Below are 24434 nucleotides of genomic sequence, written 5' to 3' on the forward strand. Positions count from 1 at the left end.
ATAACGCCGCCATACTACGCCGTGGGACCTGCTTTGTCGCTAGTGAAGAGGAATCGGTTTAACGTCGAGGAAATCCATGATCCCCTGCGCCGCGTGGCGGCCTTCGGCCATCGCGGTCACCACCAGGTCGGCACCGCGCACCGCATCACCACCAGCAAACACCTTGCGGTGGGTGGTCTGGTAACGATAGCGGCTTTCGACATTGGCTTTGATTCGTCCTCGACTGTCGAGCTGTACGCCGACCGACTCCAGCCACGGCATGCCGTGCGGATGGAAACCAAAAGCCATAATTACCGCATCAGCGGGCATGACGAATTCACTCCCTGGGATCGGCGACGGGCTACGGCGACCCTGGGCATCCGGTGCACCAAGCTGGGTACGCAGGAAGCGCACGCCGTTGACGTTACCCTCAGCATCCAGTTCCAGCGTTACCGGCTGAACGTTGAACTCAAACATCGCACCCTCTTCGCGCGCGTTTTTGACCTCTTTTTTCGAGCCTGGCATGTTGGCTTCATCGCGACGATAGGCGCAGGTCACCTGTTTCGCACCGTGACGCAGTGCGGTACGCACGCAGTCCATCGCCGTATCGCCACCACCCAGCACGACCACGTTCAGGCCTTCTGTGTTGACGTAAGGCTCTTCCGGCAGCTCCAGAAGCCCCATCACCTGCTTGGTGTTGGCGATCAGGAACGGCAGCGCATCGTACACGCCGGGGGCGTCTTCATTGGGCAGATCCGCCTTCATTGAACGGTAGGTTCCGGCACCAATAAACACCGCATCATAGTCCTCAAGCAACGTGGTCAGCGGGATATCCTTGCCTATCTCGCAGTTCAGCTCAAAGCGTACGCCCATCTGGGTAAAGATTTCGCGTCGCCGGGCAAGGAGTGACTTATCCAGCTTAAATGCCGGAATACCAAAGGTTAGCAGGCCGCCGATTTCCGGATGGCGGTCAAACACGACTGGCTGCACGCCATTGCGCACCAGGCGGTCGGCACAAGCAAGCCCCGCAGGACCGGCACCAATAATCGCCACCCGCTTGCCGCTTTCGACGACCTGCGAGAGATCGGGTCGCCAGCCGCTGGCCAGCGCCTGATCGGAAATATAGCGCTCAATATTGCCGATAGTGACCGAACCGTGCTCATCGCGCAGCGTACAGGCCCCTTCGCACAGGCGATCTTGCGGACAAACGCGGCCAGTGATTTCCGGCAGGCAGTTGGTTTGATGAGAAAGCTCCACGGCTGCTGAGATATCGCCCTCTTTCACTCGCTCAATCCACTGCGGAATATGGTTATGCAGCGGACAGGTCCATTCGCAAATACTGTTTTCGCCACACTTCAGGCAGCGTTCCGCCTCGCGGTTGGCCTGGTCGGCGCGGAACGGCAGATAGATCTCAGAAAAGTTGGCTTTGCGCGCTTCAGCGGACAGCTTGTCAGGCTCACCGCGCGATGGCGTGGCGGCCATCTGGGCAACCTTTCCGCCCGAACACGGCGATGTTACTGCGCCCGGGTGGCTATGCCACGGCTGCGCTTCCAGACGCGCTGCGCGCTGACGCCGCTGTCTTGCCAGATTTAACAGCGTGTTGTCCGTCGCCAGCTGCAATGCTTGTGCCGGGCAGTTTTGCACGCAGGCGGGCCCCTCTTCACGACCAATACACAAATCGCATTTGTGCGCCGTCGCTTTAAATTTCCCCTCCTGTACTGGGGTGAGAACAATTTGCATCACGCCAAACGGGCAGGCAACCATGCAGGATTTGCAACCGATGCATTTCTCCTGATTAACCTGCACGCTGCCGTTAAGCTGACTGATTGCGCCATTTGGACAGCTCCGGGCGCAAGGAGCTCCTTCACAATGGTGACATGTTACTGCGTTACGTTTTTGCTCGCTTTTGATAACCGTAATACGCGGCAAGAAACGCTGCGGGGTCAATACATGCTGCTCATCGTTGTGCGCCATGACGCAGGCAACTTCACAAGCCTGGCATCCGATGCACTTATGACTATCGCTTAAAATAAAGTGGTTCATGACATCCTTCAGTCTTATTGGTGAATAACCCCTCAATTCGCATGCTTATCTATTACCCGACAAAACGGTGCAGGGACAATGTGCATTTGCACAGGTTGCCGATTTTTTGGTGATAACCCGAGTTGGATCAATTTTTTTGACTTAAATGAAATTACGTTTTATTTAGCTAAGTAATAATTGGTTACGTTAGAGGTCAGGCGACGATGCGCAGAAAAGCAGAAGATTGGTGGAGATAGCAGGACAGTTCTTTACGCTGCCATAAAAGGCACATGATAAATTACACTATCTCCTTAATTTCTCCACGATTGCCTGAGGGCTTGCCGCTAGAGTGTCACAGGCTATGCAATAACAAAAAATGTGCACAATGAGGTTCTAATTCTGATGGCGAATTTTTTCATCGATCGCCCCATTTTTGCGTGGGTCCTGGCAATCCTTTTATGCCTGACCGGTACGCTCGCAATCTTGTCGCTTCCCGTTGAGCAGTATCCCGAACTTGCCCCCCCTAACGTGCGGGTGACGGCGAACTACCCCGGCGCTTCAGCACAGACGCTGGAAAATACCGTGACTCAGGTTATCGAGCAGAATATGACCGGCCTCGACAACCTGATGTATATGTCATCCCAAAGCAGCGGCACCGGCCAGGCAACCGTAACGCTGAGCTTTACCGCCGGCACCGACCCGGATGAAGCCGTCCAGCAGGTGCAAAACCAGCTGCAATCAGCAATGCGCAAACTCCCGCAGGCTGTACAAAACCAGGGCGTCACGGTGCGCAAAACCGGGGATACCAATATCCTGACCATCGCCTTTGTCTCTACCGATGGCAGCATGGATAAACAGGATATCTCCGACTACGTCGCCAGTAATATTCAGGACCCGCTGAGCCGCGTAAACGGCGTCGGCGACATCGACGCGTACGGCTCCCAGTACTCAATGCGCATCTGGCTCGACCCGGCCAAGCTCAATAGTTTTCAGATGACGGCAAAAGACGTCACCGATGCCATTTCCTCGCAGAACGCACAGATCGCCGTCGGCCAGTTAGGCGGCACGCCGTCAATAGATAAGCAGGCGCTTAACGCCACGATTAATTCACAATCGTTACTACAAACCCCGGAGCAGTTTCGCGATATCACCCTGCGGGTTAACCAGGATGGTTCCGAGGTTACTCTCGGCGACGTCGCCACCGTCGAGATGGGGGCGGAAAAATACGATTATCTTAGCCGCTACAACCGTCAGGCCGCTTCCGGCCTGGGAATAAAACTGGCATCCGGCGCTAACGAAATGGCGACCGCCGAACGCGTTATCAACCGCCTGAACGAGCTATCGCAATACTTCCCGCACGGTCTGGAATACAAAGTTGCCTACGAAACTACTTCTTTCGTGAAAGCATCAATTACCGACGTAGCGAAAACGCTGCTGGAAGCCATCGCGCTGGTGTTCCTCGTGATGTACCTGTTCTTGCAGAACTTCCGTGCCACGCTGATCCCCACCATCGCCGTTCCGGTGGTACTGATGGGAACCTTCGCCGTCCTCTACACCTGCGGTTACAGCATCAACACCTTAACCATGTTCGCCGTGGTGCTGGCGATCGGCCTGCTGGTGGATGATGCCATCGTGGTCGTGGAAAACGTCGAGCGCATCATGAACGAGGAAGGTCTTTCGCCGCGAGAGGCGACGCGAAAATCGATGGGGCAGATCCAGGGGGCGCTGGTCGGCATTGCCATGGTGCTCTCGGCGGTATTTGTGCCGATGGCCTTCTTCGGCGGCACTACCGGCGCTATCTATCGTCAGTTCTCAATAACGATTGTCTCAGCGATGGTGCTATCCGTCCTGGTGGCGATGATCCTGACGCCAGCGCTGTGCGCCACCTTGCTCAAACCGATTCATAAAGGAGAATCCCACGGACAACGGGGCTTCTTCGGCTGGTTTAACCGCATGTTTAACCGTAATGCCGACCGCTACGAATCCGTCGTCGCCAAAATTCTTCACCGTTCGCTGCGCTGGATAATGCTCTACATCCTGCTGTTGGGCGGGATGGTATTTCTGTTCCTGCATCTTCCTACGTCATTCCTGCCGCTGGAAGACCGCGGCATGTTTACCACGTCGGTGCAATTGCCCAGCGGCGCGACCCAGCAGCAGACGCTGAAAGTGGTACAGCAGGCGGAAGATTACTTCCTGAAACAGGAGAAACAGAACGTCGAATCGGTATTCGCCACCATCGGCTCCGGCCCCGGCGGCAACGGGCAGAACGTAGCGCGCATGTTCGTGCGTCTGAAAGATTGGGACGAGCGCGATCCGACAACCGGTTCATCCTTTGCCATCATCGAACGCGCAACCAAGGCGTTTAACAAAATTAAAGAAGCGCGCGTGTTCGCCAGCAGCCCACCGGCTATTAGCGGGCTGGGCAGCTCCGCCGGTTTCGATATGGAGCTGGAGGACCACGCCGGTAACGGACACGAAGCGCTGATGGCCGCCCGTGATACCCTGCTGGAGTTGGCTGCCAAAAATGACCAATTGACCCGTGTTCGCCATAACGGCCTCGACGATAGCCCGCAGTTGCAGGTCGACATCGATCAGCGTAAAGCGCAGGCGCTGGGCGTGTCCATCGACGATATCAACGATACGCTGCAAACCGCCTGGGGCTCGAGCTACGTCAATGACTTTATGGACCGGGGTCGCGTGAAGAAGGTTTATGTTCAGGGCGCAGCGCCATATCGCATGCTGCCGGACGATATCAATCTTTGGTATGTACGCAACAACAGCGGCACGATGGTGCCCTTCTCTGCCTTCGCCACCTCGCGCTGGGAGACCGGCTCGCCGCGTCTGGAGCGCTACAACGGCTACTCGGCGGTGGAGATCGTCGGTGAAGCCGCCCCGGGCGTCAGTACCGGTACCGCCATGACAATCATGGAAGAACTGGCCCAGCAGCTACCGAATGGATTTGGCGTGGAGTGGACGGCGATGTCTTATCAGGAACGCCTCTCCGGCGCGCAGGCCCCGGCGCTGTACGCCATTTCGCTGCTGGTTGTGTTCTTGTGTCTGGCGGCGCTGTACGAAAGCTGGTCGGTGCCGTTCTCGGTGATGCTGGTGGTACCACTGGGGGTTATCGGCGCGCTGCTGGCGACCTGGATGCGCGGTCTGGAAAACGACGTCTATTTCCAGGTGGGTCTGTTAACGGTTATCGGCTTGTCGGCAAAAAACGCCATTCTTATCGTCGAGTTTGCCAATGAGTTAAACCAGAAAGGTGAAGACCTGCTTATCGCGACGCTATCGGCCTGTCGCCAGCGACTGCGGCCAATCCTGATGACTTCGCTGGCGTTTATCTTCGGCGTGCTGCCGATGGCGACCAGCACCGGGGCCGGTTCCGGCAGCCAGCATGCGGTGGGGACTGGCGTGATGGGCGGAATGATCTCCGCTACCGTGCTGGCAATCTTCTTCGTACCGCTGTTCTTCGTGCTGGTGCGCCGTCGCTTCCCGCTTAAGGAACGGCCGCAATAACAAAGAGATAAGTCTGCTTTATATTACCGGGATTAATAACAGAAAAGGCGACCGAAAGTGTCGCCTTTTCATAATTGGTCGTTTCGACTGCATTATTATTCTGCCCGTGGAATCGCCCTACTTACATTATGGAAATTTATTTACGAAGCATACCTTCAATAAAATCTTTCCAGTTCCCTAGTTCATGCTCAATCATAATAGCCTCTCTTATTATTATGGGTGATTTTATGCAAATTCGTTGATGGTGAAAAGTGTGTTTACGCTATCGCTCTGATTACTTTAATTACCGCCTCCAGAAAAAGCCCTTTCATTCGTAAGCACTATGAGCCGAATTTAACCCGTTTAATGTGACCAATAGCAACATTCAGCAACATTTGTTCATCAGCACAATCCGCCCTCACTCGGCTTGTGACAAGTCACAGCGTAAAAACAGGTCAAAAAACAACCAATAGATAACGTTCAGGATATATCACGGGTAAAAAACGATATTTATTAACGTAATTCACGTATTATTTATTAACGACTTATATATTCGGAACATTCCTGGTCAAACGTTTAATTCAATGGAAAAGGTTTAATCATGCTCACCATGTACGGGATAAAAAATTGCGATACCATAAAAAAGGCCCGCCGCTGGCTGGAAGCCCAGCAGATAGAATATCGCTTTCATGATTATCGGGTTGATGGTCTGGACCGCGAATTATTAGATACCTTTATAGATGAACTCGGCTGGGAAGCGCTGCTCAATACCCGCGGCACCACCTGGCGCAAACTAGACGAAACGGTCCGCGCAGGTATCGATAACGCCGATGCTGCGGCAAAACTGATGCTGGAAATGCCGGCAATCATCAAACGCCCATTGCTCTGTGCGCCCGGTCAGCCTATGCTGCTGGGTTTCAGTGAATCTAGTTATCAGCAGTTTAACGAGGTGTAGTCTATGTCTTGCCCGGTCATTGAGCTGGCTCAGCAGCTTATTCGCCGCCCTTCCCTCAGTCCCGATGATGCGGGATGCCAGGCGTTAATGATTGAACGTCTGCGTGCGATTGGCTTTACCGTTGAACCGATGGATTTCGGCGATACCCAAAACTTCTGGGCCTGGCGCGGGCGCGGGGAAACGCTGGCTTTCGCCGGCCATACTGATGTCGTCCCTTCTGGCGATGCCGACCGCTGGATTAACCCGCCTTTCGAACCTACTATTCGTGATGGAATGCTGTTTGGCCGCGGCGCGGCAGACATGAAAGGCTCTCTCGCTGCAATGGTGGTTGCCGCTGAACGCTTTGTTGCCCAGTATCCGAACCATCAAGGTCGCCTGGCATTTCTGATCACCTCAGATGAAGAAGCCAGCGCCAAAAACGGCACCGTTAAAGTCGTGGAAGCGCTAATGGCGCGTAACGAGCGCCTGGATTACTGTCTGGTCGGAGAACCCTCCAGCACCGAAGTTGTCGGCGATGTCGTCAAAAATGGCCGTCGCGGCTCCCTGACCTGCAACCTGACCATTCACGGCGTGCAGGGGCACGTGGCCTATCCTCACCTCGCGGATAACCCGGTCCACCGCGCCGCGCCGATGCTGGCAGAGCTGGTGAATATTGAATGGGATAAAGGTAACGATTTCTTCCCGCCAACCAGCATGCAAATCGCTAACGTGCAGGCCGGAACCGGTAGCAACAACGTGATTCCCGGCGATATGTTCGTGCAGTTCAACTTCCGCTTTAGCACAGAATTGACTGACGAAATGATCAAAGCGCGCGTTGTAGCACTGCTGGAGAAATACGAACTGCGCTACAGCGTTGACTGGTGGCTTTCGGGCCAGCCGTTCCTGACCGGCCGCGGTAAACTGGTTGATGCGGTGGTGAACGCCATTGAGCACTATAATGAAATTAAACCGCAGCTCCTGACCAATGGCGGCACCTCCGACGGGCGTTTTATCGCACGCATGGGTGCGCAGGTGGTAGAGCTGGGGCCAGTGAATGCCACTATTCATAAAATCAACGAATGTGTTAATGCCGCCGATCTCCAGCTACTGGCGCGAATGTACCAACGCATCATGGAACAGCTGGTCGCCTGACGGCATCAATAGATAAGAGGTAGAGCGCATGGATTGGCTATCGAAATACTGGTGGATCCTGGTGTTGGTATTTTTAGTGGGCGTCATGATCAACGTAATTAAGGATCTTACCCGCGTTGACCATAAAAAATTTCTCAACAATAAGCCGGATCTTCCGCCGCATCGCGACTGCAACGATAAGTGGGACGATGATGATGACTGGCCAAAGAACGACCAGTCGAAGAAAAAGTAAGCGTCTTACTTCAGTTATGTCTATGGGTCCTGCAGATCCGGTAGTCCGAACAGATGCACAGCATCGCCTCCGGGAAATTAACACAGTGTGCCGCTATTTTCCCGGGGGCGGCGCTCAACGCGCCTTGCCCGGACTACGGGTTCGTGCAGGGTACACTTTTGTAGCCCGGACAGATGCGCAGCATCGCCTCCGGGTTTTTTATTTACAGCAGCTCGATAATATCGCTGTCTTTTGGCGTACTGCCGCTGAGCGCTTCGTCAAAATAGTGCTTCGGTACGGTAAAACGCAGATGATCGAGCGCAAACTGCATGCTGCGATCGTCAATGGCGTGTCCCAGGTCCTCAACAATATCCAGCGTTACGTCACCGCCTGCCTGCTGAAGCGCTTCTTGCCCGGCTACCGCCCATGCCAGATCGATAACGCGATCTTCACCGCCGTGAATCAGGTGGATAGTCGTCGCCGTGGTCGCCTTCTCCGGCAGAGTTGCATAGCGGCCGTTAAAGGCGATCACTCGCGACGCCAGACCCGGCTGCGCTTTAATGCTCTCCAGCGACATTATCGCCCCTTGCGAGAAGCCAATTAACGCCGTTGCCTGCGGGCCGACGCCGCTTTGCTGCTGCCAATAGCGAACGGTCTCGATAAAGGTTGGCATAATGGCGTCTACACGCTGCTGGCGGTTTTCTTCGGTAACGCCCTGCACGGAGAACCACTGGCGTCCAGGGGGCGGGCCGCACGGCTCTGCGCCACCGATACTGACGATCAGCGCATCCGGGAAGAGCGGGGCAAACCAGCTGCCGATTTGCCCCATGGCAACCGGGTTATCGCCGACGCCATGAAACAGCAGCAGCAGTTGCTGTGCAGGGGTCGCGGGGCTTTGAACAACAAAATGATCGTGTTTCATGGCTGTCTCCTTAATGTCTGCAAGGAAGTTTACGCCGCATGCGAAATATGACCATGCCATTTAACTGAAGGAGTTAGTTAAAAAAATTGCAGCATTTTGACCTGCTGGCGCAGAGCATCAGCGCGAGTTGCATTGAGAGTAGATAACGCCAGCGCCGCCTCTTCGCGCAGCCTGGCCAGCAGCGCTTTTCGCCCGGAGAGTTGTAACGTGCGGCAAAGTTCCGCTTCATCCTGGCGCTCCAGGCGCGCGCGCAAAGCAGGCAGCGGTAAATTCACCTGCATGAGCAGCCGATTTAGGCTACCAACCGCCGCCAGCAGCGGGCGATGGGCAAACGCAAAGCCCGCAGCCTCCAGCCAATCCTCTTCAGTAAAGATAGCCGCTTCTTCCAGTATAGTCAGCGGCAACGACTCATTTCGCCAGTCGCACAGCCAGTGTTCATCGCGCAGCAGCCGGCGGATTTCTTGCTGAGCCAGATGTCGGCCAGCCGCGCTGATGGGATAGAGCGCCATCGCGGTATAACAGCCGCTGCTGGCTTCCCGATGAGTACCCAAGCGCACCAGCATAAAACCGCAGCTATCCCAGAAACGCCACAGTTCGGGTGTGTAGCCAAAACTGACCGAGAGATAGTCCCGCTCCGACGCCTGAGACGCCGCCCAATCGACCAGCCGTTGCCCAAGCCCCTCGCGCTGGCGCACCGGGTGTACGGCAATGCGACTGATACGCAAACCCGTCAACGTTGCCGCCAGCGGGCTACCGCCGTGCGCCGCCAGCGACTGTGCAACCAGATTGCCACGTGGGCGGCGATATCCAGCCCATACGGCCTGGCTAAGCGATGACTCCAGCCCTCCCTCCTCCACCAGCCACAACGCTCCGACGACGCGGTTTACGCTGCGAGCGCAGGTAAAATGCTGCCCCGGCGCATCCATCATGCGGCGTAAATCGAGAGGAGAAGTGCGATAGTGCGCCCCGGAGAGCAGTTGATACATCGCCTCCGGTAAAGCGGGCTGCTGCTGCCAACTGGTCTGACTGACGTTTTCCAGTACCGTGTCGCCAGCAGGCGTATGCTGGAAGGTCTCATCGCTAAACAACAGCAACTGCGCGATAGCCGCCTCCAGCGGGCAGCCCAATGCCCAGCGGATGGGCGTCGTCAAACTAAACTGTCGCAAATGGGCAAAACCGGCGCAAAACTTAAGCAGGAAGCCGCGCCCGGTGCCTTCGTAGCCCTGCACGGTAGTGGCCAGCAGCGTCCTCGGGAAACGAGCGACAAGCTGGCGCAACAGCGGCCCCGGAATGGCGGCGGCCTCATCAACAATCAGCCACGAAGCGTTGCACTCTGATGCCAGTAACGCATCGGGAGCCAAAAAGCGAAAGCCCTCACCTGCAAAAGCCGCCATCACATCTGTGGCTCCACGCGCCGGTGCCGTGACGATGGCATCCCCTGCCAGTTGGCGAATAAGCATTCCCGCCAGAGCGGATTTGCCTCGTCCGCGCTCTGCGGTTAAGGCGGCGATACCGGGAGGGAAGTCAGCCAATTCGGCAAGAACGGCTGCCTGCTCCGCCTGCGGCTGACCATCAGCGGGATGCCAGGATTCACGAAGCGGGAAAGCGGGTAATGTCAGCTCATTCCCTTGCCGCCAGAGGACAGAATCATTATCGGCAATAATTTGCTGGCAGAAGCGATAGACAAAATTTGGCGTGGGGACCGGCTCGGGAGTGTCGCTCCAGCGCAGAGAGTCTGCGTCAGGCCGGGTCGGCCATTGGGAAAAATCGGGGAGCAGCAAGATCAGCCAGCTTCCTGCGCGCAGCGTACCGGCTAACGCAGCAAATGCCGCGACGTCGAACCCCTCGCGCGCATCGAAAAAAGCATGCTGGAATTCCCGGCCCAGCAGGGTCTTCAGCGCAACGGGAGGCGTATACGCCTCCGGTACCGGCTGCGGGCCAACCCACAGCCCATCACCAGCCAACAGAGTACGCAGATTTTGCGCCTGGTTGAAAGTCCAGGCATCATCGCCGCTGAGCACCAGCAGACGACGGATGCCCTCACGCGCCATTTGCGCCGTCAGGTGAAGCAGTTCATCCATGACAGACGGCAATTACAGCGCTTTGCCAAAGGTGTTGCACTGCGCCGGGTCGCCACTATCGAAGCCGCGTTTAAACCAAGTATAGCGCTGCTGCGATGTACCGTGAGTAAAGCTGTCCGGCACCACGCGTCCCTGGCTTTGCTGCTGCAAGCGGTCATCACCAATAGCCTCTGCGGTGTTCAGCGCCTCTTGCAGGTCGCCAACCTCCATCACGTCCTGCTTCTGCATATTGTAGCCCCAGACGCCCGCGAAGCAGTCCGCCTGTAGCTCCATTTTCACTGACAGGCGGTTCGCTTCCGCTGGTGAAGCATTCTGCTGTAGCTGGCGCACTTTCGACTCAATACCCAGAAGCTTTTGTACATGATGGCCGACTTCATGGGCGATAACGTAACCCTGAGCGAAATCGCCGCCCGCGCCGAGCTTAGTTTTCATCTCATCGTAAAATGACAGGTCGATGTACACTGTGCTATCTGCCGGACAGTAGAACGGTCCCATTACCGACTGGCCAGTACCGCAGGCGGTTCGCGTCGCGCCGCGATACATCACCAGCTTAGGCTGCGGATACTGACGACCCATGTCTTTAAAAATCGCGCCCCAGGTATCTTCCGTATCCGCCAGAACCACTTTAGTGAACTTCGCAGCTTCTTCATCCTGTGGACTAATAGAGCGTTGAGTGGTGGTTTGCTGTTGTGACACCGGTTCACCGGTTAACATGCCGGTTAAATCAACGCCGTAATATCCCGCCACCACAATGATAATCAGCAGCACGATACCGCCTTTCCCGCTGGGGAGACGAAAACCGCCACCTCCGCCCATCGGTGAACCGGATTGACCACGTCGATCTTCAACATTGTCGCTTTCGCGACGTCCTTGCCAGCGCATAAGCACCTCAATTCATCATAAAACCAATGTATGAGATCGTAGGCGGTTCAGCGGAGGATTACCACAGGAAACAGCAAGAAGAGCGCCAGAAGAAGGGGTCTTCCTCTGGCGTCGGGGAATTAGTCCAGTTCTACGCCCAGACGACGGGCAACTTCTTCATAGGCTTCAATCAGGCCGCCAAGGCTCTGGCGGAAACGGTCTTTGTCCATTTTATCCATGGTCTTTTTGTCCCACAGACGGCTGCCGTCCGGAGAAAACTCGTCGCCCAGCACCACTTCGCCTTTAAACAGACCAAACTCCAGCTTGAAATCCACGAGGATCAGACCTGCATCGTCAAACAGCTTTTTCAGCACGTCGTTAGCTTTGTAGGTCAGTTCCTGCATACGCGCCAGGTTCTCTTTGCTCACCCAGCCGAAAGTTTCGCAGTAGGACTCGTTGACCATCGGGTCGTGCATGGCGTCGTTTTTCAGGAACAGGTCAAATAGCGGCGGGTTCAGCTCGATGCCCTCTTCAATCCCTAAACGTTTCACCAGCGAACCGGCAGCGCGGTTACGCACAACGCACTCCACCGGCACCATATCCAGCTTTTTCACCAGACATTCGGTATCGGACAACAGCGCTTCCATCTGGGTCGGGATACCCGCTTGCGCCAGTTTGCTCATAATGAAATAGTTGAACTTGTTGTTCACCATGCCTTTACGATCGAACTGCTCAATGCGAGCACCGTCACCTGCTGACGTATCGTTACGGAATTCGAGTACCAGCAGATCCGGGTTTTCGGTGCTGTAAACGGTCTTCGCTTTACCACGATACAACTCAGCTAGCTTTTGCATCTTTGTCACTCCAGTGATGATTAACGATAAAAATTTGTGCTTTTCTGCTGACGCACACGTTTGCGTCACTATACATTAAAAAGGGCCGGATTACTCCAGCCCTGTTTATTACTTACTTAATGCGGCCTGGAATACGGCAACCAGGGCATCATTTTGCGACTGCGTCAGGGTATGTCCTTTCGGGTCGATAAACTGCAGACTGCTGCGGTTATCGAGGTCTCCAACCTGCAATTTATAATCGCCGGATACCAATTGCGGGTCACGAGCGCCCAGATCGGTCCAGCCGCTGTCGGATAGCGGTTTGTAGGTCACAGAGAAGCTGCCCTGAGAACGAGAGCTATCGGTTACCTTCATACCCACTTTTTCCAACGCGCCCGGCAGGCGTTGCCACACCAGGTTAAACGGTGCGCGAACGACCAGCATCGGCAGGCCGGTATCATCCGCACCGCTCTGCACGTCGAAGGTCGCCCCGGCACTTTTCTGCGCGGCGTTCTGAGCGCTGGTGGCGTTCAGATCCAGACCTTCGGAAATGACGTTCAGCATGGCAGTACTGTAGCGCTGCAGCGAAGCCGGATCGGCAACCGGTTTACCCGCCTGCTCCAGATTCACCAGCTTCACGACCACTGCTTGCTGATAGCCCTGCTGTTTAACTGAGATTTGATAGCGACCACGGTACTGCTGGTCTTCATCGAGGCGATTCCATTCGACCCAGTCGGTATTCAGCGTCTGGCTGGCATCGTCGCGTTTCGCGATAGTGTAGTTTTTCGACTGCACGATGCTTGCCACCTGCGCCCACAGCGAACCGCTGCGACCGTTCTCCACCATCAGCGTCGCGGTATCATCGTTAAACTGAGTGCGCGCGCCGCTAACCAGCGCCAGAGGCTGAGCCGGAGGACGGATATCCAGAGCCTTGCCTGTGTTACCGGTGCTGGCAGCAACCGGAATATTATAATCACCCACCTGAACCGGCAGGATCATCCCTGCTGGCGCGTGAAGTTCACTAAGCGGCGTTGCCTGCAAATAGGCCTCGTCGCCGCTCACCTGACGCTTATAGCGCGAGTCAGAACTACAGGCCGCGAGGAGTAGAACCAGCGAAACACCCGCAACCTTCGCCAGGCGCGACTTCTGTACTGAGTAAGCCATCAAATCTCCCTAAACTTTACAGCAAACCGGCATGCTTCAACGCTGCGGTGACAACCTTAGTACCGTTTTCGGTAATCGGGGTCATCGGCAGGCGTAGCGTATCGGTCGCCACAAGACCCAACGCCTTACATGCCCATTTGACCGGGATAGGGTTGGGTTCGACAAATAATTTTGTATGCAACGGCATCAGACGCTGATTAATCGCCCGAGCTTCGGCGAATTGACCAGCCAGAGCCAGTCGGCACATTTCAGCCATTTCGCGCGCCGCAACGTTTGTGGTTACGGAAATCACGCCGTGACCGCCAAGCTGCATAAAGTCCATTCCGGTCGCGTCATCGCCGCTCAGCAGAATAAAGTCATCTGAAACCAGCTCTTTGATCTGATGAACGCGACTTAAGTTCCCCGTCGCTTCCTTAATACCGATAATATTTTTAACTTCCGCCAGACGACCGACGGTTTCCGGCAACATATCGCAACCGGTACGGGACGGCACATTATACAGGATTTGCGGCAGGTCAGTATGTTCTGCAATAGCTTTAAAGTGTTGGAACAGGCCTTCCTGGGTCGGACGGTTGTAATAAGGCGTAACCGTCAGGCAGCCAACCACACCGCTATTGTTAAACCGCTTGGTCAGGCTAATCGCCTCTGCGGTTGCATTTGCACCGGTACCTGCGATAACCGGGATGCGTCCGTCAGCCAGCTCCAGCGTCTGCATAACTACGTCACCATGCTCTTCATGGCTCAATGTTGCGGACTCTCCGGTAGTGCCTACCGAAACGATCGCCGAGGTACCGCTGGCGACATGGTAATCAATCAGTTTTTTCAGGCTTGACCGGCAGACGTTACCGTTTTCATCCATCGGCGTGATAAGCGCTACAATACTTCCCGTAAACATGGGCCATCCTCAGAGCAGAAGTGGGACAAGATTCTCAATGTTACGTTTGGTGCTGCAATAAAAGCAAGAGACCCGATGCCATCAGGGATGTTGTATGCCGGTTTTTTTTATGCTTTCCTAATGTTACCTCACCTTTTTAAAGGAAGAACAGGTTTGACAGCCTCATTACAACACTATCTGGTTATTACCGCATTGGGTGCTGATCGCCCTGGCATCGTGAATACAATCACTCGCCACGTCAGCAGCTGCGGCTGTAATATCGAAGACAGCCGGCTGGCCATGCTTGGTGACGAGTTTACGTTTATCATGCTGCTCTCCGGCTCGTGGAATGCGATTAACCTGATTGAATCGACTCTGCCTCTGAAAGGTGCCGAGCTTGATCTGCTGATCGTAATGAAGCGTACAACCGCAAGGCCGCATCAGGCGATGCAAAACACCGTCTGGGTTCAGGTTGAGGTGCCGGATTCGCCGCATATTATTGAGCGATTTACTGCCCTGTGCGATACGTGGAAAATGAACATTGCCGAGCTGGTCTCCCGCACCCAACCGGGAGCGAACGACGATTCAGCGCAGCTTTTTATCCAAATCACCGCCCATAGCCCGACTACGCAAAATGCATCAAATATCGAACAAGCGTTCAAAGCCCTATGTACAGAACTGAATGCACAAGGCAGTATTAACATCGTTAATTATTCACAGCATGATGAACAGGATGGAGTTTGAGTAATGAACCCACTGAAAGCCGGTGATATTGCACCGAAATTTAGCTTACCAGACCAGGACGGCGAGGAAGTAAATTTGACCGACTTCCAGGGACAGCGTGTTCTGGTTTATTTTTACCCGAAAGCCATGACCCCGGGCTGCACCGTACAAGCGTGCGGTTTACGCGATAATATGGACGACCTGAAAAAAGCAGGCGTTGAAGTACTGGGTATCAGTACTGATAAACCAGAGAAACTCTCCCGCTTCGCCGAAAAGGAGCTGCTGAACTTTACTTTGCTGTCTGACGAGAACCATCAGGTATGCGAACAGTTTGGCATCTGGGGTGAAAAAACGTTTATGGGGAAAACCTACGACGGTATTCACCGTACGAGCTTCCTCATCGATGCCGACGGCAAAATCGAACATGTGTTTGATGATTTCAAAACCAGCAATCACCACGACGTGGTGCTGAACTGGCTGAAAGAAAACGCCTGACGCGCAGACAAACGCAAGACGCCGGGTCGGTTTCAAACCGCCCGGCGTCTTTTTTTGCCGCTCATCAGTAAGCGTTGCGCTAATTCTCTTCTTCTACGTCTTCCACTATCAGGCCATCCGGCCAGGCATGCACCACCGCTTTGATTAGCGTCGCCAGCGGAATCGCGAAGAACACGCCCCAGAATCCCCACAGGCCGCCGAAGATAACCACCGACAGAATAATCACCAGCGGGTGCAGGTTAACGGCTTCGGAGAACAGCACCGGCACCAGCAGGTTGCCATCCAGCCCCTGAATAATCAGGTAAACCGCGAACAGGCTCCAGAACTCGGTGCCCGCGCCAAACTGAAACAGCGCCACGCCGACCACTGGAATGGTAACCACAAAAGCACCAATGTAGGGAATCAGTACTGAAAACCCAACCAGCACCGCCAACAACAATGAATAGTTAAGCCCGAAAAGGATAAAACCAATCCACGTCGCCACGCCGACGACAATCATCTCCAGCACCTTACCGCGAATATAGTTGGTAATTTGCTGATTCATCTCTTTCCACACCTGCCCTGCCAGCCCGCGATTGCGCGGCAGCACACGGCGCACGGCGTTAAGCATCTGCTCTTTGTCTTTCAGCAGAAAGAAAACCATCAGCGGCACCAATACCAGATAGACCGCCAAAGTCAGCAGCCCGACTAGCGAGGCAAGCGAATATTTCACTACCGAATCACCGACGGTTAACATCCGCCCGCGCATATTCTCCGCCATGGCGTCGATAATTCCGGCATCCATTAAGGCCGGATAGCGGCGCGGCACCGTCGCTGCAAAATCAGAAAGTTTGTTCAGCATCCCCGGCATATCACGAATCAGATAAATGCCCTGCTGCCAGGCAACTGGCATCACCACAAACGCCATCAATAGCAGAATGCCGACGAACAGAATCAGGACGACCGAGGTGGCCCAGGTACGAGAAAAACCGATACGCTCCAGCCTGACCGTTGGCCATTCAAGCAGATAGGCCAGCACGATGGACACTAATAGAGGTGCCAGCAGGCCGCTGAAGAAAAACATAATGCCGAAACCGGCCAGCAAAATGACCAGCAGCGCTATCGCCTCCGGATCGCTGAACCGACGGCGGTACCACTGCATTAACATCTGAAGCATAAAACCCTTCCCTGAAGAGCAAAGCTGTAACAATCTCGGGAATTGTATCGAAATGTCACAAAAAAGACTTCGCTTTTTATGGGTAAAACCACAAACATTAATGACCGGGTGAATATGATATTTGCAACGCCGCTAGCGACGGCTAAACTCGCTGAACTTGCTTGCGGTCAGGGAACATTACGCCGCACAATCGGTCAAACTGGCACACCTACATTACAGGATTGAGGTTATGTTCAGGCAGTTGAAGAAAACGCTGGTGGCAACCGTCATAGCGTCGCTGACGCTGGGTTCGATATTACCTGCTTTTGCCGACTCCGCAGACACCCTGCCGGACATGGGCACCTCCGCAGGAAGCACGCTCTCCATTGGCCAGGAAATGCAGATGGGGGATTACTACGTACGCCAGCTGCGCGGCAGCGCACCGCTAATCAATGACCCGCTGCTGGTGCAATACATTAACGGCTTGGGTATGCGTCTGGTTTCGCACGCCAATTCAGTGCGAACGCCGTTCCACTTTTATCTAATCAATAACGATCAAATTAACGCCTTTGCATTCTTCGGCGGTAACGTTGTGCTGCACTCGGCCCTTTTCCGCTATTCCGATAACGAAAGCGAACTGGCGTCGGTCATGGCGCACGAAATTTCTCACGTCACCCAGCGCCACCTTGCCCGCGCGATGGAAGACCAAAAGCGTAACGCTCCGCTGACCTGGGTCGGCGCGCTGGGATCGATTCTTCTGGCGATGGCAAGTCCGCAGGCCGGGATGGCGGCGCTCACCGGGACCCTGGCGGGAACCCAGCAGGGAATGATCAGCTTTACCCGGCAAAACGAAGAAGAGGCCGACCGTATTGGTATTCAGGTTCTTCAGCGTTCTGGTTTCGATCCGCAGGCGATGCCGGCATTTATGGGCAAGCTGCTTGATGAATCGCGCTACTCTACTCGTCCGCCGGAAATGCTGCTGACGCACCCTCTGCCGGAAAGCCGTCTGTCCGACGCCCGCAACCGCGCAAACCAAATGCGCCCGGTCGTCGTCCAATCTTCAGCTGACTTCTATCTGGCGAAAGCCCGTACGCTTGGCATGTACACCTCCGGCGACAACAAGCTGAGCAATGATCTGCTAAGCAGCTGGGAGAAAGGTAATATCCGCGAACAGCATGCAGCACAATACGGTCGCGCCCTGTTGGCGATGGGCAGTAACAATTACGATCTGGCGCGCAAAACGCTGCAGCCGCTGCTGAGTGCCGATTCGCAAAATGCCTGGTATCTTGACCTGGCAACCGATATTGACCTTGGGCAGAAGAAAGCGACGGAGGCGATTAATCGCCTGAAAAGTGCCCGTGAGCTTCGAACCAATCCGGTGCTGCAATTAAACCTTGCCAACGCCTTGCTGGAAGGCGGGCAACCGGCAGAAGCGGCGAATATCCTTAATCGCTACACTTTTAATTATAAAGATGACGTCAACGGTTGGGATTTACTGGCGCAAGCGGAAGCCAAGCTGGGCAATCGCGATCAGGAGCTGGCCGCGCGGGCTGAAGGCATGGCGCTGGTTGGCCGACTCGATCAGGCCATTACGCTGCTCAGCAGCGCCAGCTCGCAGGTGAAATTAGGCAGTTTGCAACAGGCTCGCTACGATGCGCGCATCGATCAGCTGCGCCAGCTGCAAGAACGTTTCAAACCGTACCAGAAAATGTAAGGAGATCTCATGTCCGATACGGTCAAAATCTATCACAACCCTCGCTGCTCCAAGAGTCGTGACACATTAAGCCTGCTGAAAGCCAACGGCATCGATCCTGAAGTGGTGCTCTATCTGGAGACGCCGCCGGACGCCGCCACGCTGCGCCAGCTGCTGAAGATGTTGGGGATGGCCAGCGCTCGTGAATTGATGCGCCAGAAAGAAGATCTGTATAAATCACTGGATCTCGCTAATCCACAGCTTAGCGAAGATGCACTAATCCAGGCGATGATCGACAATCCAAAGCTGATTGAACGGCCTATCGTGGTGAGCCACGGCGAAGCAAGAATCGGCCGCCCACCTGAACAAGTTCTGGAAATTGTGAGCTAAAAGCAACGCGCCGTAACGGATTTGAACGTTGCGGCGCAGCTTAAAGCTTCAGGATTTCTTTCACGAACGGGATCGTCAATTTGCGCTGAGCGGTAATCGAGGCGTGATCCAACTGATCAAGAGTCATAAACAGCGAGCGCATTTCGCGATCCAGCCGCTTAAGTAGAAAACGACACACATCTTCCGGCATCTCGAAGCCGCGCAATCTGGCACGCAGTTGTAGTGCCTGAAGCTTATCTTCATCCGACAGCGGCTGTAGCTTGTAGATTTGCCCCCAATCGAGGCGCGATGCCAAATCCGCCAGCCCCAGTTTGAGCTGGCGCGGTGGCCGGTCGCCGGTAATCAGCAGCCGGGTCTTGCCTGATTCAAGGATCCGGTTATAGAGATCGAAGATCGCCATTTCCCACAGTTCATCGCCCGCCACGCATTCAATATTATCGATGCAAACCAGCGAAAGTTGCTCCATTCCGTCCAGCACTTCTGGCACAAACCACGTCCGTTTATCTAAAGGAACGTAGCCCACCGCGTCGCCACGTTGGGAGAGTTCCGCGCAGGCGGCGTGCAATAAATGGCTGCGTCCCGCCCCTTCGCGTGACCAGATATAGATGTATCCGCTATGTTCCTGCCGCAGCACGTTCTGAAGGGCAGCAAGAAGAGAAGGATTATCGCCCGGCCAGAAACTCGCGAAAGTTTCATCATCGGGAAGATACAGTGGCAAAGAGAGCTGTGCCGGTGCGTTCAGATGGACCTCAACATAGGCTTTCAGAAAAACGCGAAGAGTTTAGCACACAAATAGGTAAGGAGAGAACCGGGCGGGATCACCGCCCGGTATAAGGATCAATGTTTTGCTTCTTCGCTATCCGCCGCGTCGAGGACAACCTCTTCCGGACGCAGAACGCTAATCAATTTGAAGATCAGGCTCAGGCAGATACCCACGATGGTCGCCAGCGCCATACCTTTCAATTCTGCGGCACCAATATGCACCTTCGCACCGCTGACACCGATGATCAGGATAACGGAGGTCAGAATCAGGTTCTGCGCTTTGTTGTAATCCACTTTTGATTCAATCAGCACGCGAATACCTGATGCACCGATCACGCCGTACAGCAGCAGAGAGACGCCGCCCATAACCGGCAGCGGGATAATCTGGATAGCCGCCGCCAGCTTGCCAACGCAGGAGAGCAGAATCGCGATGATCGCCGCCCCGCCGATAACCCAGGTGCTGTAAACGCGGGTAATCGCCATCACGCCAATATTCTCACCGTAGGTGGTGTTTGGCGTCGAGCCAAAAAAGCCGGAGATAACGGTCGAAAACCCGTTAGCAAACATAGAACGATGCAGGCCCGGATCGCGGAGCAGATCTTTTTTGACGATATTCGCCGTCACGACTAAATGCCCAACGTGCTCGGCGATAACGACCAGCGCGGCGGGCAGAATGGTGAAAATCGCAAACCATTCAAAACGCGGCGTGTAGAAGGTCGGCAGAGCGAACCAGTGAGCCTCGGCGATTGGCGTGGTATCGACTGCGCCCATGACAAAAGAGAGCGCGTAGCCAACTAGCACGCCGATTAAAATCGGGATAATTGCCAGGAAACCGCGGAACAGCACGGAACCGAAGACCGTCACCGCCAGCGTTACCATCGAAATGATAATAGTCCTGGTATCCGGAGCTTGCCCGTCCGCAGGCAGCAGTCCGGCCATGTTCGCCGCAACGCCCGCCAGCTCCAGCCCGATAACCGCAACAATCGCGCCCATCGCCGCAGGGGGAAACATCACATCCAGCCAGCCGGTACCGGCTTTTTTGACAATAAAAGAGACGATGCAAAACAGCACGCCGCACATGATAAAGCCACCAAGGGCAACTTCGTAGCCCAACGGTAGCAGAAGGAGCACCGGGGAGATAAACGCAAAGCTCGATCCTAAATAAGCCGGAATTTTGCCTTTGCAGATGAAAAGATATAACAGCGTTCCGATGCCGTTAAACAGCAGTACCGTGGCCGGGTTGATATGAAACAGAACGGGCACCAGTACCGTAGCGCCAAACATGGCGAACAGATGTTGCAAACTAAGCGGGATTGTCTGTAAAAGCGGCGGTCTTTCACTCACCCCGATAGCACGGCGCGTCATGGCATTTTCCTCTGAGAGTCGTTTGTTGGTTGTTGTTGGTGTGTTTTATTCAAAAAAAAGCCGACTATCAAAGTCGGCTTTTTCTACTTCATCATTTATTTCGTACCAAAAATCTTATCGCCGGCATCGCCGAGCCCCGGAATAATGTATCCGTGCTCGTTAAGCCCCTGGTCAATTGACGCAGTGTACATTTCCACATCCGGATGCGCTTTCTCCAGCGCGGCGATACCTTCCGGCGCAGCCACCAGAACCAGCACCTTAATGCTGGTGCAGCCCGCTTTTTTCAGCAGGTCGATAGTGGCGATCATTGAACCGCCGGTTGCCAGCATCGGGTCAACTACCAGCGCCATACGTTCGTCAATATTGGACACCAACTTCTGGAAGTAAGGAACCGGCTCAAGGGTTTCTTCGTCACGGTAGATGCCCACAACGCTGATACGCGCGCTCGGCACATGCTCAAGCACGCCTTCCATCATTCCCAGACCTGCGCGCAGAATCGGCACAACGGTAATTTTCTTACCTTTGATTTGCTCGACTTCTACCGGACCGTTCCAGCCTTCGATGATGACTTTCTCGGTCGCCAGATCGGCAGTGGCTTCATAAGTCAGTAAGCTGCCCACTTCTGAGGCGAGTTCACGGAAGCGTTTGGTGCTGATGTCGTGCTCGCGCATCAGGCCCAGCTTGTGTTTGACGAGTGGGTGTTTCACTTCCACGATCTTCATTCTCTTTCTCCTCTGAGGGGCAGCCACAAAAAAAATCGCCGGATTATACCGCCTTTTACCTTTTACGCCATAGCCGATATGTTTGACCGGGATCAACCAAAATGCTTTACGCTGCCTGAGCCAGTATAAGACAAAATAAAAAAACCCCGCGAACGCGGGGCTGGATGGGGCTTTGCGGCAATTTACAGCTTTTCGCCGTTGCTGCCGATAACTTGCTGATACCAGGCAAAAGATTTCTTGCGGCTACGCTCAAGCGTACCGTTGCCTTCATTGTCTTTATCAACATAGATAAAGCCGTAGCGTTTTTTCATCTCGCCAGTGCCCGCCGAGACCAGGTCGATACAGCCCCAAGGGGTGTAACCCATCAGGTCAACGCCGTCTTCAACAACTGCTTTTTTCATCTCGGCAATATGCGCAGAGAGGTAGTCGATACGATATTGGTCATCCACCGAGCCATCAGGCTCGCGCACGTCGATAGCGCCAAAACCGTTCTCGACGATAAACAACGGCAACTGGTAGTGATCCCAGAACCAGTTCAGGGAGTAGCGCAGCCCGACCGGGTCAATCTGCCAGCCCCAGTCCGACTTCTGCACGTACGGATTGGAAACCAGGCTGGTGGTTTCATCATAATCCAGCTGCGGATTATCCTCGGACGCTTTGGTGGCGAACGACATATAGTAACTAAAGCCGATATAGTCGACGCAGCCCTGAGTCAGCGCCACACGATCTTCTTCGGTAATATCCAGCGCAAAACCGCGACGCTCGAAGTAGTTCAGCAGGTGCTGAGGATATTTTCCGCGCACGTGAACATCAGTGAACCAGTAGCGACGATGCATGGCGTTCATCGCCATCATCATATCGTTGGGCGCACAGCTCAGCGGGTAAATCGGGCACATGGCGATCATGCAGCCAATCTGCAATGTCGGGTTAATTTCGCGAGCCACTTTAACCGCCAGCGCGCTGGCTACCAGCTCATAGTGCGCCGCCTGATACATAATCGGCTCGCGGTCTTCTCCCGACTGATACTTCAGTCCGGAGTTAGTAAATGGCGCAAAATCTTCGTGGAAGTTCGCCTGATTGTTGATCTCGTTAAAGGTCATCCAGTACTTCACTTTATGCTGATAGCGGGTGAACACGACCTGCGCAAAGCGAACGAAGAAATCAATCAGCTTACGGTTACGCCAGCCGCCATATTCCGTCACCAGGTGGTACGGCATTTCGAAGTGGGAGAGCGTAATCACCGGTTCGATGCCGTGCTTTAGGCACTCATCAAAGAGATCGTCATAAAACTGCAGTCCGGCTTCGTTCGGTTCCAGCTCATCGCCCAGCGGGAAGATACGCGTCCAGGCAATTGAGGTACGGAAGCATTTAAAGCCCATTTCGGCAAACAGCTGAATGTCGTCTTTATAGCGATGGTAAAAATCAATCGCCTCATGATTGGGGTAGTTTTTCCCCGGCTGCACGCCATCGGTGATTTCACGCGGCACGCCGTGCGCGCCTGCGGTCATCACATCGGCGACGCTAGCGCCTTTACCGCCCTCTTTCCAGCCGCCTTCCAGCTGATGCGCTGCGACCGCACCTCCCCACAGAAAACCTTCTTTGAATCCAGACATGTTCTCTCCCTATCTATGCGCAGTCGCCGCTATGCGACCGATATTGCTGATTGAAATGGTAAACAGCGCCTACCAGCCCGGCATCGTTGCCGTGGCTGACGGTGTCGATATAGTCCGCAATGCCAAACCAGGCCAGATGTTCGCGCAGCAGCGCCAGAAAGCCCGGTCGTTCAACGATCCCGCCGCCGATTAAAATCGTTTGCGGGTCGAACACGTTGACGAGGTTATAAAGCCCGGTGCCGAGACCGTTAAAAAACTCGGAAACCAGACGCCGACAGGTGGCGTCGCCCGCATCGTAGCGGTCAAAAATTTCCTCACCGGTCACTTCATCCAGCGATTTACCGATATGTTCAGCATAGCGATGGCGCAGAATGCGCAGTGTGCAGTTTTCATTCATCGAGTAGCGCCGCACATCGCGGGTACCGGGACGCGCAGTTTGCATATAGCCGAATTCACCGGCGCGAAAACGCGCGCCATGCACCAGTTGGTTATTACAGAAAATCGCTCCGCCGATACCGGTGCCGATGGTCAGAACCAGGAAATTAGCCATTTCTGCGGCTTTGCCCTGCCAGCGCTCGGCCAGCAGCACGCAGTTAGCGTCATTTTCAATGGCGACCGGCAAACGCACTTGCTCTTCGAGCCAGGTTTTAATGGCGAAATTATCAAATTTACGGATGGCGCCGCCCATTTCGATAAAGCCAGTGTGCGGATTCACATAACCGGGAGCGCTGATAGCCACCCCTTCACATTCTGGATGGGCAGCAATCCACGCCAGCATCGCCTGCAGAATCTGGTCGCCATTGCTGTCGCTTATTGACTGTTTACCTTTATCCAACAGCGCGCCTTCTCGGGTCATTACGCCCATTTTTAACGCCGTGCCACCAATATCAAATGCGGCAATTTTCATCCTCGACTCCCTTACTAAATCCCATCCAACTCGCGGTTTATCTGTTATTGATAAAAAAGAAACCGGTTTCATTAACATGATGGTGATTCCCTGACCCAGTG

The 24434-nt window shown here is 54.6% G+C and carries 22 protein-coding genes; 8 read left to right on the top strand and 14 right to left on the bottom strand.

Translation table 11 applies throughout. From position 1 onward, the window contains the following. Window positions 1-39: 39 nt before the first annotated feature. Window positions 40-2022 (bottom strand): formate-dependent uric acid utilization protein AegA, encoded by a 1983-nt coding sequence (gene aegA / locus QVF11_RS20640; protein WP_112212886.1) that lies wholly within the window; start codon window positions 2020-2022, stop codon window positions 40-42. Window positions 2023-2403: 381 nt separating this feature from the next. Here aegA and acrD point away from each other — a divergent pair, with 381 nt between their 5' ends. Next, complete coding sequence (gene acrD, locus QVF11_RS20645) at window positions 2404-5517, top strand: multidrug efflux RND transporter permease AcrD (RefSeq protein ID WP_287858957.1); 3114 nt, start codon at window positions 2404-2406, stop codon at window positions 5515-5517. 136 nt (window positions 5518-5653) lie between these two features. Here the strand turns inward: acrD and ypfM are convergent, their stop codons facing one another. Continuing rightward, complete coding sequence (gene ypfM / locus QVF11_RS20650) at window positions 5654-5713, bottom strand: protein YpfM (RefSeq protein WP_100181659.1); 60 nt, start codon at window positions 5711-5713, stop codon at window positions 5654-5656. Window positions 5714-6097: 384 nt separating this feature from the next. Here ypfM and QVF11_RS20655 point away from each other — a divergent pair, with 384 nt between their 5' ends. From QVF11_RS20655 to QVF11_RS20665, 3 genes are read left to right on the top strand one after another with little or no spacing between them, the layout of a single operon-like run. Next, window positions 6098-6451, top strand: a complete 354-nt coding sequence (locus tag QVF11_RS20655; protein ID WP_110272155.1) for an ArsC family reductase — start codon at window positions 6098-6100, stop codon at window positions 6449-6451. 3 nt (window positions 6452-6454) lie between these two features. Then, complete coding sequence (gene dapE, locus QVF11_RS20660) at window positions 6455-7582, top strand: succinyl-diaminopimelate desuccinylase (protein WP_112215498.1); 1128 nt, start codon at window positions 6455-6457, stop codon at window positions 7580-7582. A 28-nt stretch (window positions 7583-7610) separates the two neighbouring features. Beyond that, the gene (locus QVF11_RS20665; protein ID WP_112215497.1) at window positions 7611-7814 is read left to right on the top strand and encodes a YpfN family protein; all 204 of its coding nucleotides are present in this window, start codon (window positions 7611-7613) and stop codon (window positions 7812-7814) included. Window positions 7815-8016: 202 nt separating this feature from the next. On the opposite strand, the gene ypfH is transcribed toward QVF11_RS20665, so the two are convergent. The 6 genes from ypfH to dapA form a co-directional block, all read right to left on the bottom strand. Next, on the bottom strand, window positions 8017-8715 hold the full coding sequence (gene ypfH / locus QVF11_RS20670; protein ID WP_287858960.1) for an esterase: 699 nt from the start codon (window positions 8713-8715) through the stop codon (window positions 8017-8019). Between the two features lie 77 nt (window positions 8716-8792). Continuing rightward, entirely contained in the window at window positions 8793-10796 is a 2004-nt protein-coding gene (locus tag QVF11_RS20675) for a tRNA(Met) cytidine acetyltransferase TmcA (protein WP_287858961.1), read from the bottom strand. A 12-nt stretch (window positions 10797-10808) separates the two neighbouring features. Continuing rightward, on the bottom strand, window positions 10809-11678 hold the full coding sequence (gene ypfJ, locus QVF11_RS20680) for a KPN_02809 family neutral zinc metallopeptidase (protein WP_112215494.1): 870 nt from the start codon (window positions 11676-11678) through the stop codon (window positions 10809-10811). Between the two features lie 119 nt (window positions 11679-11797). Then, window positions 11798-12511: a phosphoribosylaminoimidazolesuccinocarboxamide synthase gene (gene purC / locus QVF11_RS20685; protein ID WP_110272150.1), complete on the bottom strand. Its 714-nt coding sequence runs from the start codon at window positions 12509-12511 to the stop codon at window positions 11798-11800. A gap of 108 nt (window positions 12512-12619) precedes the next feature. Continuing rightward, window positions 12620-13654 carry an outer membrane protein assembly factor BamC gene (bamC, locus tag QVF11_RS20690; protein WP_287858963.1) on the bottom strand — a complete coding sequence of 345 codons (1035 nt, stop codon included), beginning with the start codon at window positions 13652-13654 and terminating at the stop codon, window positions 12620-12622. 16 nt (window positions 13655-13670) lie between these two features. Next, the gene (gene dapA, locus QVF11_RS20695; RefSeq protein ID WP_112215492.1) at window positions 13671-14549 is read right to left on the bottom strand and encodes a 4-hydroxy-tetrahydrodipicolinate synthase; all 879 of its coding nucleotides are present in this window, start codon (window positions 14547-14549) and stop codon (window positions 13671-13673) included. A 153-nt stretch (window positions 14550-14702) separates the two neighbouring features. Here dapA and QVF11_RS20700 point away from each other — a divergent pair, with 153 nt between their 5' ends. Together QVF11_RS20700 and bcp are read left to right on the top strand one after the other, a co-directional pair. Further along, window positions 14703-15272: a glycine cleavage system transcriptional repressor gene (locus QVF11_RS20700; protein WP_167492732.1), complete on the top strand. Its 570-nt coding sequence runs from the start codon at window positions 14703-14705 to the stop codon at window positions 15270-15272. A 3-nt stretch (window positions 15273-15275) separates the two neighbouring features. After that, a complete protein-coding gene (gene bcp / locus QVF11_RS20705) occupies window positions 15276-15746 on the top strand; it encodes a thioredoxin-dependent thiol peroxidase (RefSeq protein WP_112215491.1) in 471 nt (156 codons plus the stop codon). Window positions 15747-15825: 79 nt separating this feature from the next. Here bcp and QVF11_RS20710 read toward each other — a convergent pair whose 3' ends face one another. Beyond that, on the bottom strand, window positions 15826-16902 hold the full coding sequence (locus tag QVF11_RS20710; protein ID WP_110272146.1) for an AI-2E family transporter: 1077 nt from the start codon (window positions 16900-16902) through the stop codon (window positions 15826-15828). Between the two features lie 229 nt (window positions 16903-17131). Here QVF11_RS20710 and bepA point away from each other — a divergent pair, with 229 nt between their 5' ends. Further along, on the top strand, window positions 17132-18595 hold the full coding sequence (bepA, locus tag QVF11_RS20715; RefSeq protein WP_112215490.1) for a beta-barrel assembly-enhancing protease: 1464 nt from the start codon (window positions 17132-17134) through the stop codon (window positions 18593-18595). A 9-nt stretch (window positions 18596-18604) separates the two neighbouring features. Then, window positions 18605-18964 (top strand): arsenate reductase (glutaredoxin), encoded by a 360-nt coding sequence (gene arsC / locus QVF11_RS20720; protein WP_110272144.1) that lies wholly within the window; start codon window positions 18605-18607, stop codon window positions 18962-18964. A gap of 40 nt (window positions 18965-19004) precedes the next feature. Here arsC and QVF11_RS20725 read toward each other — a convergent pair whose 3' ends face one another. The 5 genes from QVF11_RS20725 to bglK form a co-directional block, all read right to left on the bottom strand. Continuing rightward, entirely contained in the window at window positions 19005-19706 is a 702-nt protein-coding gene (locus QVF11_RS20725; RefSeq protein WP_220022280.1) for a DnaA inactivator Hda, read from the bottom strand. 95 nt (window positions 19707-19801) lie between these two features. Continuing rightward, complete coding sequence (uraA, locus tag QVF11_RS20730) at window positions 19802-21091, bottom strand: uracil permease (protein WP_112215489.1); 1290 nt, start codon at window positions 21089-21091, stop codon at window positions 19802-19804. Between the two features lie 95 nt (window positions 21092-21186). After that, on the bottom strand, window positions 21187-21813 hold the full coding sequence (gene upp / locus QVF11_RS20735) for a uracil phosphoribosyltransferase (RefSeq protein ID WP_112215488.1): 627 nt from the start codon (window positions 21811-21813) through the stop codon (window positions 21187-21189). Window positions 21814-21995: 182 nt separating this feature from the next. Beyond that, a complete protein-coding gene (locus QVF11_RS20740) occupies window positions 21996-23426 on the bottom strand; it encodes a 6-phospho-beta-glucosidase (protein ID WP_287858965.1) in 1431 nt (476 codons plus the stop codon). Between the two features lie 13 nt (window positions 23427-23439). Further along, window positions 23440-24333 carry a beta-glucoside kinase BglK gene (bglK, locus tag QVF11_RS20745; RefSeq protein WP_287858967.1) on the bottom strand — a complete coding sequence of 298 codons (894 nt, stop codon included), beginning with the start codon at window positions 24331-24333 and terminating at the stop codon, window positions 23440-23442. Window positions 24334-24434 lie beyond the last annotated feature (101 nt).

It is taken from the genome of Klebsiella sp. (assembly GCF_027492335.1).
Classification (GTDB): Bacteria; Pseudomonadota; Gammaproteobacteria; order Enterobacterales; family Enterobacteriaceae; genus Klebsiella; species Klebsiella huaxiensis.